Here is a 14,805-nt window from a genome sequence, read left to right as displayed (position 1 = left end):
GTGGGCGCTGAGGGACTCGAACCCCCGACCCCCTCCTTGTAAGGGAGGTGCTCTAACCAGCTGAGCTAAGCGCCCGGGGGCGCAGAGCGTAGCGCCTGGTCAGTCGGTGGCCACCGACGCCCGCCACGTCGCCACTGCGGTCGAGGCCACCCGGTGCCACTGCTCGGGAAGCCGCCCGGCCGCGTGTAAACGCTCCAGGGCCATGGCCGTCTCCATCTGGATCGAAGGAAAGTCGTCGGGTGTCACCCACCGCAGCGCATCGATCTCCACCGAGGCCGGCTTGGGCTCGATCGACCGGTCGGCCGGACGAGCGAGAAAAACGATGTCGATCCGACGCGGCTCCGGGTCGAGCACCACCTCGGGCTCGCCCTGCACCACGACGGCCATGGCCACCTCTTCGCTCACCTCGCGCAGCATTGCCCCCAGCGGCACTTCGCCGCGTTGCATCAGGCCGCCGGGCAGCCCCCAGCGTCCCCGGTAGACTTGGCGGACCAACAACATTCGGTCATCAACGTCGAGCACCACCGCGATCGCCCCGGCGGTGAACGTGGGCGACAACGAACGCACCACCAACCGGCGGGCCGGTGTCGGCAACAGGCGGAAAGCGCCCAACGCCAGGCGGTGCAGGGCGGTCAGCATCGACTCAGGCTACAGCCGGTCGGTCCAGTGCACCGACGTTTGCCACCAGCCCGAACTCTGCGCACGGCGCCGGGCCTCGGCGGCGGCGGCCTGGCTTCTGGCAGCGATCGGCTGGCGGCGCTCGGGAGGCGAGATCGCCACGATCGAGCGGTCCTGGGCGTCGAGCATCACCCCTCCCACCTCGGTGAGGATGAGCAGCCCGCCGAGAAAGTCCCACTGGGCGTTGCCCGTCGTCGTCGCGTCCAGGTACACGTCGAGACCACCGTCGGCGACCGCGCAGACGTCGAGCGCCGCCGCCCCAAAGCTCCGGAACTGCTTCCAGCCCAGGTGGGAGACCGGCGTGCCGTTGATCGCCGCCATCGAGTCGTCGACCGACGGCGCTTCGATCGGTGCCAGTCGTCGGCCGTCGCGCTCCGCACCGCCGCCGCGTACCGCGGTGTAGGTGGTGCCGATCGCCTGGTTGCGAACCAAGGAGACCCACGGCCCCTCAGCATCGAGGATGCAGGCTGACGTCGCCCACCAGGGCAACCCGCGAGAGGCGTTGGTCGAGCCGTCGACCGGGTCGAGCACCACCTGCAGCGGTCGCTCCGGGTGGTGGTGGCCCGACTCTTCGGACAACACCCCCAGCCCGGCGGCGGTCAGGCTGGCCACCGCCCCTCCGTCTGCCGCCAGGTCCAGCGCGTACTGGCCGGACCGGTTGCTGCGGGCACGGCGGTCGTCGACCTCGGCCACCGCTCTACGGATACCGATGGCCACCCTGTCCAACAGCTCGAGGGCATCCTCGGGGTGCAGGCTGGTCGAGGTTGGTTCGTTCATCTGGGAGGCCACGTCGAGGCTGCCGAGCGGGTGGGGTCGGGCATCGGTCCATCCTGCCCGCTGGGGGCACAGCGTGCGAGGTGAGCGCCTGGGCGGACGGGTTCGGTGCACCGGAGAGGAGGCCCCATGGCGCCGGAGTGCCATTCCGTGAGAGCATCGGGTGTCCACGCCCAAGCACCACGAGTTACTCAGCCTGAAAGGACCCTCGGTGGCCGTCATCGACCTCGCCGGGTACATCGCCGGCTTGAAAGACCAGGCCGTCGAGCACGGCTTTCACGTTCACGATGAGCGTCACTTCGTCGAGACCTACTCCATGCGACAGGCCTGGGAGGTCGATCTGCACCCGGAGGCAGCGTGCGGCGGCCCGCTCGACCTTCACCTGGCCGTCGAACTCGACCCGCGCGTGCTGCTGGCATTCGAGGACCACATCATGGAGCTTCGGGAGGCCGAGGAGCCGGAGGACCGCTTCAAGATCCCGCTGATCTTCACGTGGTCGCTGCCACCCTTGCCGTCGGGCCCCGACCTGCTGGTGTTGGCCACCGACCTGGCCGGAGTGGGCGGCCCCGACCTGCCGATCGAGGTGTCGGCGCTCGACACCTACGCCTCGGTCACCGACCCCGCCGAGCGCAGCCTGACGATCGTGGCCCGGGTGGAGGTGTCGCTCAGCGAGGTCTTCATGGGCACCGAGAACCTGTCCGACGAGCTGGAGAAATGCGGCGTGGTGAGCGAATTTCTCTTGGACCGCGCCCCCGCCTGGCTCGAGGACTGAGCATGGAACGCACCTTTCGCGGCATCAGTGTCGTCGGCGAGCGGATCCTCTACCGCGACGCCGATCACGCCCTCCTCGGCGCCCGCGCCTCGGTGAAGACCCCGGCGGCGCTGCGCCGTGACGTGTCGGCCGGCCGTCTGGTCCTCGACGAAGCCGACCTCGAGCTGATGGACCACCGAGGCGCCGCCAAAGGCCTCTTCCTGGTCATCGTCGGCGAGGCGTTCGTCATGGTGGTGCCGGTGCCGATCAGAAAGGGCTCGGACGCCCGCACGTTTGCCTCGCGTCTCAACACCGCCGCCAACCGCCTGGCGCTGGCCGACGACGAACCCCCGGTCAGCGAAGTCTCGACCATGGCCGAGCGGTACAGCGCCGGTTCGAGCGCCGGATCGAAGGTATCGGCGCCGAGGTTCGACGGTGCCGAGAGCACCATTGCGGTCGTCTCCCACAAGCCGATGGAGACCAGCAACATGGTGGCGAGCACCCCGAGGTCGACGAGCACGCCACGGGCGGCAACCACCGCCACGGCCGCAGGGTGGTTTACCGACCCGACCGGCCGATTTACCTACCGGTACTGGGATGGACAGTCCTGGACCGAACACGTCGACCGTAACGGTATGAGAAGCCGGGACCCGATCGTGCGACGCCCATCGGGAGCGGGCGCCGGGGTGAACCTGAGCGAAACGATCGCCTCGATGTTCGGAGCCCAGCCACCGCGCTGAGCAATCCGCCCCAGCCTCCGTCGGCCGGACTACCGTGACCTCGTCGTCAGCGCTGTGGCCGTCGGCAGAGAACGAGGGAGACATGTCGATGTTCGACCCCAAGGCGCTCGCCGCCGAAATCATTGGAACGTTCTGGTTGGTCTTGGGCGGCTGTGGTGCCGCCGTGCTGGCAGCCGACTTTGGCACCGGCGCGAACGGAACCAGCCTGGGCATCGGATTTCTAGGCGTGGCATTCGCCTTCGGTTTTGCCGTGCTGACCGGGGCCTACGCTGTCGGGCACGTGTCCGGCGGCCACTTCAACCCGGCGGTGACGATCGGCCTGGTGGTCGGTGGCCGCTTCGAAGCGGTGAAGGCCATCGGCTACGTGATCGCCCAGGTCATCGGCGCAACGATCGCCGCCGGAACGATCTACCTGATCGCCTCCGGGAAGGCCGGCTGGGAGATCGGCGACGGGGCGGGCGCCTTCGCCTCCAACGGCTACGGCGACCTGTCGCCCGGCGGTTACTCCCTTGCCTCTGCCTTTCTGGTCGAGGTCGTGCTGACCGCGGTGTTCCTCATCGTCATCCTGGGCGCAACGGCCAAGCGCGCCGCCGCCGGCATGGGCGGGTTGGCCATCGGCTTGAGCCTCACGCTCATCCACCTGATCTCGATTCCGGTGACCAACACCTCGGTCAACCCGGCCCGCTCCACCTCGCAGGCGATCTTCGCCGGGACCGAGCAGCTGGGCCAGCTGTGGATGTTCTGGGTGGCCCCGATCCTCGGCGCCGCCATCGGCGCGCTGATCCATCGCTACTTCGTCGGCGACCGCGAGGACGTGATCGTGCCGACGATCGCCGGGGAGCCGGCCGCCCGCTAACCCTCGAAGGTCCCGGGTAGGTGCCCTACAGCACCTACCCGGACCCCTCAAGCACCTCTAGTTAGTAGCGAACCTGATCACACAGGCCGCGGTGTCCGGTGGCGACGTAGCAACCCGATCCCGACCAGCCGGTCGATGGCCCCTGGTTCAAGGCCGCACGGCTGGTGTAGGTGACGCCCCGGAACACCGACCCGGGACCCTCCATGTCGCCAAACTCCACGCAACGCGAGGTGGCCGTCTTGGAGTAGCTCCAGGCCCTCGGCCCGTAGCCCGCCGCCGATGGGCGACGGAAGTCGACGTTCACCGTCTGGCCTGGGAGGTTGTTGGCGCACACCTGGAGCCGCACCTCTTGGCCGTTGGACGTCACGTACAACCTCGAGGACGCATTGCCCTCAAAGGTCGTAGGCCGCGCTGGTGGCGGGGTCGAACACCCGTTGGTCGACTTATACGTCCCCGAATAGCTGATCCCACGTCCGTCGATCGCCACGGGCTGACGAACACCGTTGTACAGCTGGGCGTAGTGCAAGTGGGGCGCCGTGGCATTACCGACCATCCCGACTTTGCCGATCTCGGTCCCGGCTCCCACACGCTGGCCGTTGAGATTCGACGGAATGTTCGTCATGTGGGCATAGAAGGTCTTCCACCCTCCGCCGTGATCGATGACAACCTCGCCGTTGGCTGTATTGCCGCGACGAAAAGTTCCGGCCGCACTGGCCAGCACGGGGTACCCGCGGTCTTCACCGGAGCGATTCCAATCGACGGAGTTGGAACTGTGGCCGCGATAGGTCGAGGCTTTCCATGTCTCGCCGCATCGGAAGGGCAGTTTGAAGCTGGTGGCGGCGCCTGCCGGGCTTGCCCCGGAGAGGACTGCACCGGCAGTGAGCGTTGCCAGGAGGGCTACGACGGTCAATGACCGGGTCACCCTGGCGCGTGCGAGTTGTCTCATCTATTTCTCCGTTCAGCTCGTTCCGGTCCGTCGTGGACCGTTGAAGAGGCAACGGTTGCATTCGTTCACCGCCTTGAGAAGGCTGCGGAGCTGCCTACAGGCCGGTTTGCTGCTTTTTGCGGCCTCCAGGCTGCCTCAGGGCGGTCCGTCAGCCTCTCATGCAGGGGCCAGCGAGCAGTCCGCCACCCCGGCAAGCTCCAGTTGGGCGATGGCATAGCCCGGCACTGCATCGTCGGCAACCGCCCCTTGGCCCCCGAGACACTCCCCAACCCGATCGGAACGGATCGACCACCTACGGTCGGCGCTGTCGACCCACCATCCAATTCCTGAGGGTTGCTCGACGATGGCATCCACCCGTTGAGAGCGAGGAGGCAGCGCTTGTTTTGCGCTCGCATCCGGGACCGCTACCCACGTGACCTCAGTGCCCTTCAACTCGACGTATCCGCCAGCAAAATCTTGGCGGCTGGTGGTCATTCCGCTCGAAAACGGTGCGCCGAGGACGTCCGCGTGGTCGTGCCAGAGCTGATCGACCTGGGGGTGTACCAAGAAGTAGAGGCCGTGAGCCTCTTCCGAAGCGATTGTCAGACCGCCGTCGAGGCTGAGTTCGGCCAAGTCGGTTGCCCCCCGCCACGACGACGGCAAACCGAAGCCATCAAACCCCATACCCGCCTCGGCGACGATCCGGTAACGCTTCCAAGCAGTCCATGGAACAGCTAAAAACCGCCCGTCGGGCCGCTCGAGCGCAACCCACGAGCTGCCGGCACTCTCGCCGGCAACGCGCTGGAAGGTCATGCCATCGAACCCGTCCACGTCGTCGATCGGACAGCCTTGGCCGGCTTGCGCCTCATCCAGAGCCTCGCGAAACCGGGTCATGAGGAATCCGCTGCCGGTACCCAGCGTCCGACGACATTTGTCTTGGCGCTGGGCGCCTCTAGACGGGCCTGCGTCTGCGGTCGGATCACCGTCGGTCTGGCTCGCAACGATCCAAACCACCGACCCTGCCAGTGCCAGGCTGGCCGTCAAGAGCAGCACCAAAACCGCTGCGCCGCGGTCGCGACCAGCAGGGGGCGCCGACCGGTCGAGACTGGGTGGCGTCGATTGCGCCTGGGACCCCGGCCTGCTCTCATTCGGCTCGCAGGGAATCCGCTCAGCGTCGTCCGAGTCGCCGGGGCCATCGGCATCAACCGAAAGCGCTCCTGCGATCGCCGCCAGAACCAGCGACTCGGTCGACGGCTTCGACCGATCTGACGGACCGGAACGGAAGTAGTTGCCACTTTGCCCAAAAGAGCGGGCGGCGCTGATGCGTCGATCGGTCAGCGTTGGCGCGATTCGGCTGCCAAACGGCATCGGCACCAGCTCCCGCGCTGCGTGTCGAGTGCGCGGGTCCTCGATGCTTGCAATGGATTCCAGGATCAATTCGGGCACCGGCGAACCCGAGCGGTCGGCCAACCTGCTCAGCTCCGGCAGCTCGAGCCGATCCAAGTTCGAGCGATGTCGCGCTCGGAGCACGGCCGCCAGCTCCGAAACGAGGGACTGAGACTGAGGTTCGACCACACAACTGTGATACTTGGTTCAGTGTTTGGTCCGCAACACGGTGCCGGTCGATCTCGGCCGCACGCCATCTCAGGAACGCCGGGCCGCCAGCTCGAACCGGCCGAAGAGGGCGGTCACCCCGGCCGTCGACATGAGCGAAGCCGCCAGCCATGCCGGCCGGACATGTGCCAGCACAGGATGGTCATGGCGAAGGCGTTCACGGTGACGACCACCTTCCACACGCTGCGCCGGGCCGCCAGGCGACGGAGCCCCGGGGCGACCAGACCGAGCAGGCCGGCCTGAAACACGCCGGTGAACGCTATGGCCGCCGTGGTGGGCAACAGGTTGGAACTTCCGCCTGGGGTGGCCACCATCGACGCGTCATAGGGACCGAAGACCACCGCCAGCACGATCAGCACCAGGCCCAACACGGTCACGGCGGCGGCGCAGAGGCGATCCGACGACAGGTCGCTGTGGACATACAGCACGCCGATCTGATGGACGAACAGCCACACCAGCGGCGTGGTCACCACGCCGACCCATGCCAGGTCGCCACCCAGGCGCAGTGCCTCGAGCGCTGCGATGACGCCCAGCAGGCCGACGACCACGCCCATCCCGAAGCGCTGATGAAGCCCCAGCATCAGCGGCGCTGCGGCACACGCCAGGCCGAACATGCCAACGAACCACAGCGGCACGAAGGCGATGAACGCCCAACGAAAGGCGCTGATCCGGGTGGGATCGAGCGCAAAGGTGACGGCATCGACCGCCAGCCAGGCCCCGACGCCGGGAGCCGTCCCAGCTGCGGGTGGGGCGCCCCCAGGGCACGCTCCCGGCGAACCGACCCGCCACTGTGGGCGATCAACGCTGCAAAAACCATCACGCTCGGTGTTATCGTGCCGACATGGCGGCACGGCGAGGACACCAAGGCGGCATGCACAACAGCGCACCCCCAGCGGGACGACGCGTCGCTGACGAGCTGGGAGACGAGGCCCATTCCTTCGGTGCCCTCCACGGATCGGCGCGGGGGTCCCGCAACGTTCAGGGGCGCCTGGATGCGATGGCCTCCTTGGCTCCGTTGTCGGGAGAGCGCCTGCTGGATGTGGGATGCGCGACCGGTGAGTACACCGACGCCATGGCGCCGACCTTCACACACGTCGACGCCATCGATGTCGAAATCGACCGCCTGGCCCTGTACACCCAGGACCACCCCGACAACGTCTCCGTGCACACCCAGTCGGTGACGTCGCTCGAGTTCGCCGATGACACCTTCGACGTGGTCACCATGATCGAGGTGCTGGAACACCTACCCGATGTGGCCGGTGCGCTGGCCGAGATCAGGCGGGTACTCCGCCCCGGCGGTCGCCTGCTGTTGACCACCCCCAACCGCTGGTGGCCCTTCGAACAGCACGGCATCCCCATCCGAGGCCGACGCCTGCCGGGGCCGACCATGCCGGGCCTCACCTGGGTGAGGCCCCTGCACCGTCGGCTGTGTCGCACCGCCACCTTCACCCGATCCGAGCTGGCGACCCTCGGTGAGACGGCCGACCTTCGGCTGACCGGGGTGACCTACATGATGCCGCCGCTCGACTCGTTGCCCGAGGGTCACGCCCTCCACCGCATGACCGAACGGGCCGAGGCCTCCCCACTGCGTTCGCTCAGCCAGACCCTCGTCGCCTGCCTCGAAGCCGACTGAGCGCGTCTCGTCGGCCTTCCCGGTGGGCCTGGTGGGGATCGAACCCACGACCGAAGGATTATGAGTCCTCTGCTCTCACCACTGAGCTACAGGCCCTGCGGCGGGCATGGTAGCTGGAAGGGCAGGAGACGTCGGTCTGCGGCGCCGCCGGTGCTTGCATCAGAGCATCGGGATGGGCTTGACTGGCCTCGATCACACGAGGTCAGGGAAAGCCGGTCGAAGTCCGGCGCTGACCCGCAGCCGTAGGTGGGGTTCGCCCCGCAAGTCGGAATGCCTGCCCCCGTGCGCTCCCCATTCACCGTCGAGGACATGCGGTTTGGAGCGGGAACCCCTCCCGCCCTGTCGTGTCCGGGAGAGGCCCCATGTCATCCGTTACCCATAACCCCGAACGCTCCACGCGACTCCCGGCCGCCATGGCCGTCGTCGCAGCGGTGCTGCTGACGATCAGCCTGATCAGCCCGGCCGCTGCGGCCCCACCAAGCAACCCCAACCAGTCGGCGGCCAGTTGGCTTGGCGCGCAGGTCAACACCGACGGAGCGCTCGAGGGCTTCACCCCCGGCGTGGCCGACTACGGCACGACGCTTCAGGGCATCATCGGGCTGGCCGCCGCCGGCGCCGAAGGACCGACCGCTCAGCGGATGCTCGACGCGGTCAACGGCGACATCGACACCGCCGTCGCCCCGTTTGGCGACGACGACCCCGGCCGACTGTCACTGTCCATCCTGGCCAACGTCGCCCTCGGCGCGGATCCGACCAACGCTGGCGGGACCGACCTGGTCGCACGCCTCCAGGCCACCCAGCGAGTAGCGGCGCCCGACATCGGCCTCTATGGCACCGGCGACCCCACCTACGACGGTGCGTTCCGCCAAGGGCTTTCGTTGCTCGCGCTCGCTTCGCTGGACATCGATGATCCCGCCGGCGAGGCCTGGTTGACCGATCAGCAGTGCAACACCGGCTCCTGGGTGGCCTACCGCTCCGACACCGCCGTGCCCTGCCCCGCCGTCGACGCCGCCAACTTCTCCGGTCCCGACACCAACTCCACCGCGTTGGCCCTCCTGGGCCTGACCGCCCAGGGTGTGACCCCCGATCAGGACGCCCAAGCCTGGCTCACCGGCGTTCGGACGGCGTCGGGCGGGTGGCCGTACTTCGGCGATGCCTCCGAGCCGGCCGACGCCAGCTCCAGCGCATTGGTGCTCACCGCACTGCGGACCGCTACCGGCACGACCGACACCGATGGCCTGGCTGCCCTGCGCACCTTCCAGATCCCGTGTGAGGCCAAAGACCCCGCCGATATTGGTGGGCTGTTCTTCCAGGCACAGGGCGACGGCAGCGAACTGCCCGACAATTTCTCGACCGCCCAAGGCCTGTGGGGCCTGAGCGAGGTTGAGTTCCCGGTGATCGATGCCGAGCTGGCCGATCCCGTCGCCCCCGACTGCACCGTGCCACCCACGACGCCCACGACGCCGTCAACGACGCCTGGCTCGACCGCCGCCGTCGTCCCCCCGACCAGCGCGGTGACCCCGACGTCGGACGTGACCATTCCCGTCGAGAGCACGACTCCGCCGCCGAGCGGGGATGAGGCCCCGTCCGACCTGGCCGTCCCGGTGTCCGGTCCAGCCGCAGAGGCGGTGCCCACGCCGGCAGCCGCTCCCTACGCCGCCGCCGGGCCGGCCCCGCCCCTCCAGACGGTCACCGCCACCCCGACGTCGACGAGCATCCTGGCCAACACCGGTGCCTCGCCCAACCTGTTGTTGATCGCCGCTGCGGCCATGCTGGGCATCGGCGCCGCCGCCCTGCTGGTCCGGCGTCGGATCGGCATGCGGTGAGACGCTGGGCAGCGGCTCTCACCCTGGCCGTCCTGGTGGCGCCGGCGTGGGTTGCTGCCCCAGCGGGGGCCGCACCTGCGGCCTTGTGTTCCCCGAGTCGATCCAACGGCAAGCCACGGGTTGCCGTCGTGATCGACCACGGCTCGTCGATCGACGCCCGGTGCATCGAGATCGATGGCAACATGAACGGTGCACAATTTTTAGCGTTGCGGGCCCAGATCCTCAACGTCCCCCAACCGACGTACAACGCGTCCGGCCTGCTGTGCTCGATCGATGGCTACCCCAGGACCGGCTGCGGCGAAAAGACCGGTAGCACCTACGCCTACTGGTCCTACTGGGACGGCCGGTCGGGGCGCTGGGTGTTCGCCAGGATTGGTCCGGCTTCGAGGCGCATGACCGACGGAGCGATGGAAGGCTGGCGCTTCCAGCAGGAGGGCAGCCTCGAGTCGAGTGGGAATCCGCCCCGTTACGCTCCGGACCGCAACGGCATCTGCCCGCCGCCAGCCCCTCCGGTGGCCCCACCCGTGGCACCACCCGTGGCACCCAACAACCCGCCCCCAGCGCCCAACAACCCGCCCCCAGCGCCCAACAACCCGCCCCCGGCGCCCAACAATCCACCGACCCCACCGGCCGCCAAAGCCAAGGTGACCGCCTCGCCTCAGCAGCCTGCGTCGCCCAAGACGACGGCCAGGCAGCCGACCCCCGCAGCCCCCGCTGCCCCACGAGTCCCGCCGACCCAACCGACCGCCCCACCGTTGACGGCGCCGCCTGCCAACGAGTCATCCGATGGGTCATCGAACGGCGCGTCGAAACCCACCTCGAGTGACCCGACGCCGAGCGAAACGATCGCCGGCGTGAACCCGAGCTCGACCACCAAGCCACCTCGGACGACTGCGCCCGCCTCCGACAAGCCGCAAGGCGGCCCAACCACACTGGCCGAAGGCGACGGCGACGACCCGCCGGGGAGGGTGACCAACGTGGCCCAGGCCGGCGATCTGACCGTTCCCGGGTCCAAGCGCTCGTCGTCGGCGGGTTGGTGGGGCCTGGGCATCGGGGTCGGTGCGATCGGGGCCTCGGGCGTGTCGGCCCGCTGGATGCGACGCCGCCGCCTGCCATGAACGACGCCGGTCACCCGGGCGCCTGGTGGATCTGGAGCCTGCTCGTCGCCAGCGCAGCGCTGCGCACGACCAATGTGATCGTCTTGGCGCTGGTGATCGCCGTCTCGACGCAGGTGGTCGTCGCCCGCTCCGATCCAGGCTCGCCCTGGTCCCGCACCCAACGCTATGTGTTGAGCTTCGCCGTCGTCATCGGCGTGCTCCGCCTGGGGCTGGTGGCGGCATTCGCGCCCCGTACCCCGGGAACGGTGCTGCTTACGCTGCCGACACTCGACCTGCCCACCTGGATGGCCGGCGTCACCGTCGGCGGACCGGTCACCACCGGTGCCATGCTGACCGGCATCGTCGAGTCGATGCGGCTGATCGCCCTGCTGGCCGCCTTCACCGTGCCCCCGTCGCTGGTCAGCCCACACCGCACGGTTCGGGCGCTGCCCGACGGCGTCGCCGAACTGGGCGTGATCACCACGGTGGCCCTCACGGTCACCCCGGCCGCCGCAGAACACGTCAGGCGTCTGGCCGAGACGCGGCGCCTGCGCGGGCGGCCCCACCGCGGCTTGCGAGGCCTGAAGGGTTCGATCACCGCTGTGCTCGAAGGCTCGTTCGACCATTCGCTGACGCTGGCCGCCTCGATGGACGCCCGCGGGTACGGCGGGCGGCGACCCGGCGAGGACCCGGGCACCCGGCGCACCGCAGCGGCGCTGCTGATCGCTGCAGTCGTCGTCGCCTCGCTCGGCGCCTTCGTCCTGTTGAACCCGGGCGGATCGCGCCTGATCGGGGTCGGGGCGATGGCGCTGGGCGCACTGTTCGTCACCCTGGCCCTGCGGGGCGCCTCGACCCGCAGCACCCGCACCCGGTACCGGCGGATGCCCTGGACCCGGTCCGACTGGATCCTGGTCGCCGGCGGCATTGCGGTGCTGCTGGGTGGCATCGCCCAGTCCCGCCTGGACGGCGTGGCCCTGCTGCCGTCGACCAACCCGCCCGAGATGCCGCAACTGCCCATCGTCACCATGGTGGCGCTGGCGATCGCCTACGGCTGCGCCGTCTTCTCCGGCGGCGCAGCAAAGCTCGAACCGGCGGTTACGCCGTGATCCGCTTCGACGACGTTTCCTTCGCCTACGACGACGAGGCCCCGGTCGTGCTCGACCGCGTCGATCTGACCGTTCCGGAGGGCGACCTTGCGTTGGTGATCGGGCCGACCGGTTCGGGCAAGAGCACGCTGCTGGGAGCGATTCCGGGGCTGGTCCCCCGCTTCTCCGGGGGCGTGCTGGCCGGGACGGTCACCGTCGACGGCGTGGCCACGTCCACCGCCGCGCCACGCGACCTGGCCTCGGTCGTCGGCTACCTTCCCCAACGGGTGGACGACAGCTTCGTCACCGACGTGGTCGAAGACGAGCTGGCATGGACGATGGAGCAGCTCGGCCTGGCCCCCGACGTGATGCGTCGCCGGGTAGAGGACACCCTCGATCTGCTCGGGTTGGCCGACCTGCGCAATCGGCCGATCGCCACCCTGTCCTCGGGCCAACGCCAGCGGGTGGCCATCGGCGCCGTGCTGACCGCCCAGCCTCGGGTGCTCGTGCTGGACGAGCCCACCTCGGCGCTCGATCCCCAGGCGGCCGAGGACGTTCTGGCCGCCCTCACCCGACTGGTCGGCGACCTGGGGCTGACGATCGTGTGCTCGGAGCACCGGCTGGAACGGGTCGTGCAGTACGCCGACTCGATCATCGTCGTCGACGGCTCGGGTGCGGTCACCCACGGGCCGCCGGACAGCCAACTGGCCGCCGCCCCGGTGGCGCCGCCGGTGATCGAGCTGGGTCGCCGCCTGGGCTGGGATCCGCTGCCCCGCTCGGTGCGCGACGCCCGTCGCGCCGCCGCCGAGCTGCGCGCCAAGTTGCCCGACGAACCGCCGTCACGCCCCGACCGGGCCCGACCGCCGACACCCGGCGCAGCGCCGGTGGTGACCGCCGAAGACCTGTGGGTCCGTTATGGCGACCGTGTGGCGCTCGGTGGCATCGACCTGGAGCTGCACCCCGGCGAGATCGTCGCCCTGATCGGACGCAACGGCGCCGGTAAGTCCACGCTGATCTCGACGTTGGGCGGTGGCCGGGCCCCCGACGAGGGCCGAGTGCGCATCGACGGGCAGGACCCCAGGTCGCTGCGGGGAACCGAGTTTCTTCGCCGGGTCGGCGTGGTGCCATCCGACCCCACCTTGTTGTTGTCCGCCACCACCGTCGCCGAGGAGTTGACCAGCGCCGACCGGGAGACCGGCACCCCGCACGGTGCCACCGCAGCGGCGCTCGATCGCCTGCTGCCCGGCATCGACCCGGCTGCCCACCCGCGCGACCTGTCCGCTGGCCAGCGCCTGGGCCTGGCGCTGGCGCTGGTGCTGGCCCACGAGCCCAAAGTGGTGCTGCTCGACGAGCCGACCACCGGGTTGGACTACCGGGCCAAGGACGCGCTGGCCACGTGGTTGGACGAGCTGAGCGAGCGGGGGACCGCCGTCCTGCTGGCCACCCACGACGTCGAGCTGGTGGCCGAGGTGGCGCGCCGGGCAATCGTGCTGGCCGACGGCGACATCGTGGCCGACGGCCCGGCCGTCGAGGTGGTCACCCACTCCCCCACGCTGTCCCCCCAGGTGGCCCGCATCCTGCATCCGCTTCCGTACCTCACCGTCGACGATGTGCTCGCCGGGATAGAGGCCGTGCGATGACCGTCGTCGACGCACGTCAACGCCAGCGACCGGTGCTGTCGGTGGGGCCGCAACGGGCGGTCAACCTGCGCCCTCGCTCGGTGGCCGTGCTCGCCCTCACCTCCCTGGTCGGTGTGGTCGCCTACGTGTGGCCGTTTCTGGTCGGCGACCCTCAGGCGGCAGCCGGGACGGCACACGCCCAGGACGCAGTGGTCGTCATGGCACTGCTGTTGCCCCTGTTGGTGTTGGTCACCGCCATCGAGTTGGGTGAGGGCGGGTTCGATGCCCGCGCCGTCGGGCTGCTCGGCGTGCTCACCGCTGCCGGCGCCGCCCTGCGCATGGCCGGCGGTGGAGTATCCGGGTTCAGCCCGATGTTCTTCCTGATCGTCTTGGCCGGTTCGGTGCTCGGCTCGGGGTTCGGGTTCGTGCTGGGGGCCACCACCATGTTCGCCTCGGCGATCATCACCGGTGGCATCGGCCCATGGCTGCCGTTTCAGATGTTCGGCATGGCCTGGATCGGCGCCGGTGCCGGGTGGCTGCCCGGCAGGGGTACCAGCGCCGAGCTGTGGGTGGCCGCCGCCTACGGCGCGGTCACCGGTCTGCTGTACGGGGCGCTGCTCAACCTGTGGTCGTGGCCATTTGCCGCCGCCGGAGCCGAGCGCATCAGCTATCAACCTGGCGCCGGACTGGCCGAGACCCTCCGACGTTATTGGGCGTTCTACCTGGCCACCTCGCTCGGATGGGACCTGACGCGCGCCGTCGGCACCGTGGTGATGACGTTGGTGCTTGGACCCCCGGTGTTGCTGGCGCTGCGCCGGGCCGCCAAGCGGGCCCACTTCGTGCACCGCTGAACGGTACGCCCTACTCCAACTGCGAGCCGTCGGGGCGGGTGGTGTGCCACGTGCCGGCCGGGGTGCGCTGGATCGTGAAGCCCTTCTGTTTCCAGCGGTTGTGTTTGCCGCACAGCGGCGCCGAGTTTGCTTGGGTGGTTTCGCCGCCCCGTCCGTGTTCGTGGAGGTGGTCGATCTCACAACGGCTGGCGGGTGCGTGACAGCCGGGCCAGACACAATGGGTATATGTGGCGGTGGCGGCGGTGCGGGCCGATCCGGTGAACCGTCGCGCCCGGCCGAGGTCGATGACGCCTCCTGCCGCGTCGACGATCCCCCGCCGGACCTTGTGGAGCAGGCTGTTCGCTGCGGCTTCGGTC

At 69.3% G+C, this 14,805-nt stretch carries 14 protein-coding genes, 2 tRNA genes, 1 pseudogene and 1 riboswitch; of the genes and pseudogenes, 9 read left to right on the top strand and 8 right to left on the bottom strand.

Annotated features, from left to right (window positions below):
• Position 1 precedes the first annotated feature (1 nt).
• From PKD89_RS18950 to PKD89_RS18940, 3 genes are all read right to left on the bottom strand, one after another.
• Positions 2–75, bottom strand: a tRNA-Val gene (locus PKD89_RS18950).
• A 24-nt stretch (positions 76–99) separates the two neighbouring features.
• Complete coding sequence (locus PKD89_RS18945; RefSeq protein ID WP_287374168.1) at positions 100–639, bottom strand: NUDIX hydrolase; 540 nt, start codon at positions 637–639, stop codon at positions 100–102.
• A gap of 9 nt (positions 640–648) precedes the next feature.
• Complete coding sequence (locus PKD89_RS18940; protein ID WP_287374169.1) at positions 649–1,455, bottom strand: inositol monophosphatase family protein; 807 nt, start codon at positions 1,453–1,455, stop codon at positions 649–651.
• Positions 1,456–1,663: 208 nt separating this feature from the next.
• Between PKD89_RS18940 and PKD89_RS18935 the strand changes: the two genes are divergently transcribed.
• The 3 genes from PKD89_RS18935 (at position 1,664) to aqpZ (ending at position 3,799) form a co-directional block, all read left to right on the top strand.
• Complete coding sequence (locus tag PKD89_RS18935; RefSeq protein ID WP_287374170.1) at positions 1,664–2,224, top strand: hypothetical protein; 561 nt, start codon at positions 1,664–1,666, stop codon at positions 2,222–2,224.
• Between the two features lie 2 nt (positions 2,225–2,226).
• Complete coding sequence (locus tag PKD89_RS18930) at positions 2,227–2,943, top strand: DUF2510 domain-containing protein (RefSeq protein ID WP_289011005.1); 717 nt, start codon at positions 2,227–2,229, stop codon at positions 2,941–2,943.
• An 82-nt stretch (positions 2,944–3,025) separates the two neighbouring features.
• Positions 3,026–3,799 (top strand): aquaporin Z, encoded by a 774-nt coding sequence (aqpZ, locus tag PKD89_RS18925; RefSeq protein WP_289011004.1) that lies wholly within the window; start codon positions 3,026–3,028, stop codon positions 3,797–3,799.
• 61 nt (positions 3,800–3,860) lie between these two features.
• Here aqpZ and PKD89_RS18920 read toward each other — a convergent pair whose 3' ends face one another.
• The 3 genes from PKD89_RS18920 to PKD89_RS18910 form a co-directional block, all read right to left on the bottom strand.
• Positions 3,861–4,745 carry a M23 family metallopeptidase gene (locus PKD89_RS18920; protein WP_289011003.1) on the bottom strand — a complete coding sequence of 295 codons (885 nt, stop codon included), beginning with the start codon at positions 4,743–4,745 and terminating at the stop codon, positions 3,861–3,863.
• 156 nt (positions 4,746–4,901) lie between these two features.
• Complete coding sequence (locus tag PKD89_RS18915; protein WP_289011002.1) at positions 4,902–5,618, bottom strand: hypothetical protein; 717 nt, start codon at positions 5,616–5,618, stop codon at positions 4,902–4,904.
• 794 nt (positions 5,619–6,412) lie between these two features.
• The gene (locus PKD89_RS18910; protein WP_289011001.1) at positions 6,413–7,189 is read right to left on the bottom strand and encodes a hypothetical protein; all 777 of its coding nucleotides are present in this window, start codon (positions 7,187–7,189) and stop codon (positions 6,413–6,415) included.
• On the opposite strand from PKD89_RS18910, the gene PKD89_RS18905 reads away from it, so the two are divergent.
• Positions 7,180–7,971, top strand: a complete 792-nt coding sequence (locus PKD89_RS18905) for a class I SAM-dependent methyltransferase (RefSeq protein WP_289011000.1) — start codon at positions 7,180–7,182, stop codon at positions 7,969–7,971. The two genes, PKD89_RS18910 and PKD89_RS18905, sit on opposite strands and share 10 nt — an antisense overlap.
• 23 nt (positions 7,972–7,994) lie before the next feature.
• Here PKD89_RS18905 and PKD89_RS18900 read toward each other — a convergent pair.
• Positions 7,995–8,067 (bottom strand) — tRNA-Ile (locus PKD89_RS18900).
• An 86-nt stretch (positions 8,068–8,153) separates the two neighbouring features.
• A riboswitch (cobalamin riboswitch) is annotated at positions 8,154–8,268 on the top strand.
• Positions 8,269–8,333: 65 nt separating this feature from the next.
• Between PKD89_RS18900 and PKD89_RS18895 the strand changes: the two genes are divergently transcribed.
• The 5 genes from PKD89_RS18895 to PKD89_RS18875 all read left to right on the top strand — a co-directional run bounded on the left by PKD89_RS18895 (position 8,334) and on the right by PKD89_RS18875 (position 14,449).
• On the top strand, positions 8,334–9,797 hold the full coding sequence (locus PKD89_RS18895) for an LPXTG cell wall anchor domain-containing protein (protein WP_324332811.1): 1,464 nt from the start codon (positions 8,334–8,336) through the stop codon (positions 9,795–9,797).
• 128 nt (positions 9,798–9,925) lie between these two features.
• Positions 9,926–10,915 carry a hypothetical protein gene (locus PKD89_RS18890; RefSeq protein ID WP_287374176.1) on the top strand — a complete coding sequence of 330 codons (990 nt, stop codon included), beginning with the start codon at positions 9,926–9,928 and terminating at the stop codon, positions 10,913–10,915.
• A complete protein-coding gene (locus PKD89_RS18885; RefSeq protein ID WP_287374177.1) occupies positions 10,912–12,000 on the top strand; it encodes a CbiQ family ECF transporter T component in 1,089 nt (362 codons plus the stop codon). Before PKD89_RS18890 ends, PKD89_RS18885 begins: the two co-directional genes overlap by 4 nt.
• Positions 11,997–13,619, top strand: a complete 1,623-nt coding sequence (locus PKD89_RS18880; RefSeq protein WP_324332808.1) for an ABC transporter ATP-binding protein — start codon at positions 11,997–11,999, stop codon at positions 13,617–13,619. Before PKD89_RS18885 ends, PKD89_RS18880 begins: the two co-directional genes overlap by 4 nt.
• Positions 13,616–14,449, top strand: a complete 834-nt coding sequence (locus PKD89_RS18875; protein WP_287374179.1) for an ECF transporter S component — start codon at positions 13,616–13,618, stop codon at positions 14,447–14,449. Before PKD89_RS18880 ends, PKD89_RS18875 begins: the two co-directional genes overlap by 4 nt.
• 10 nt (positions 14,450–14,459) lie before the next feature.
• Here the strand turns inward: PKD89_RS18875 and PKD89_RS18870 are convergent.
• Positions 14,460–14,805, bottom strand: a pseudogene (locus PKD89_RS18870) (HNH endonuclease signature motif containing protein); the annotation flags it as partial.

Source organism: Candidatus Neomicrothrix sp. (genome assembly GCF_035329545.1).
GTDB lineage: Bacteria > Actinomycetota > Acidimicrobiia > Acidimicrobiales > Microtrichaceae > Microthrix > Microthrix subdominans.
This window is presented reverse-complemented; position numbering and strand designations above follow the sequence as displayed.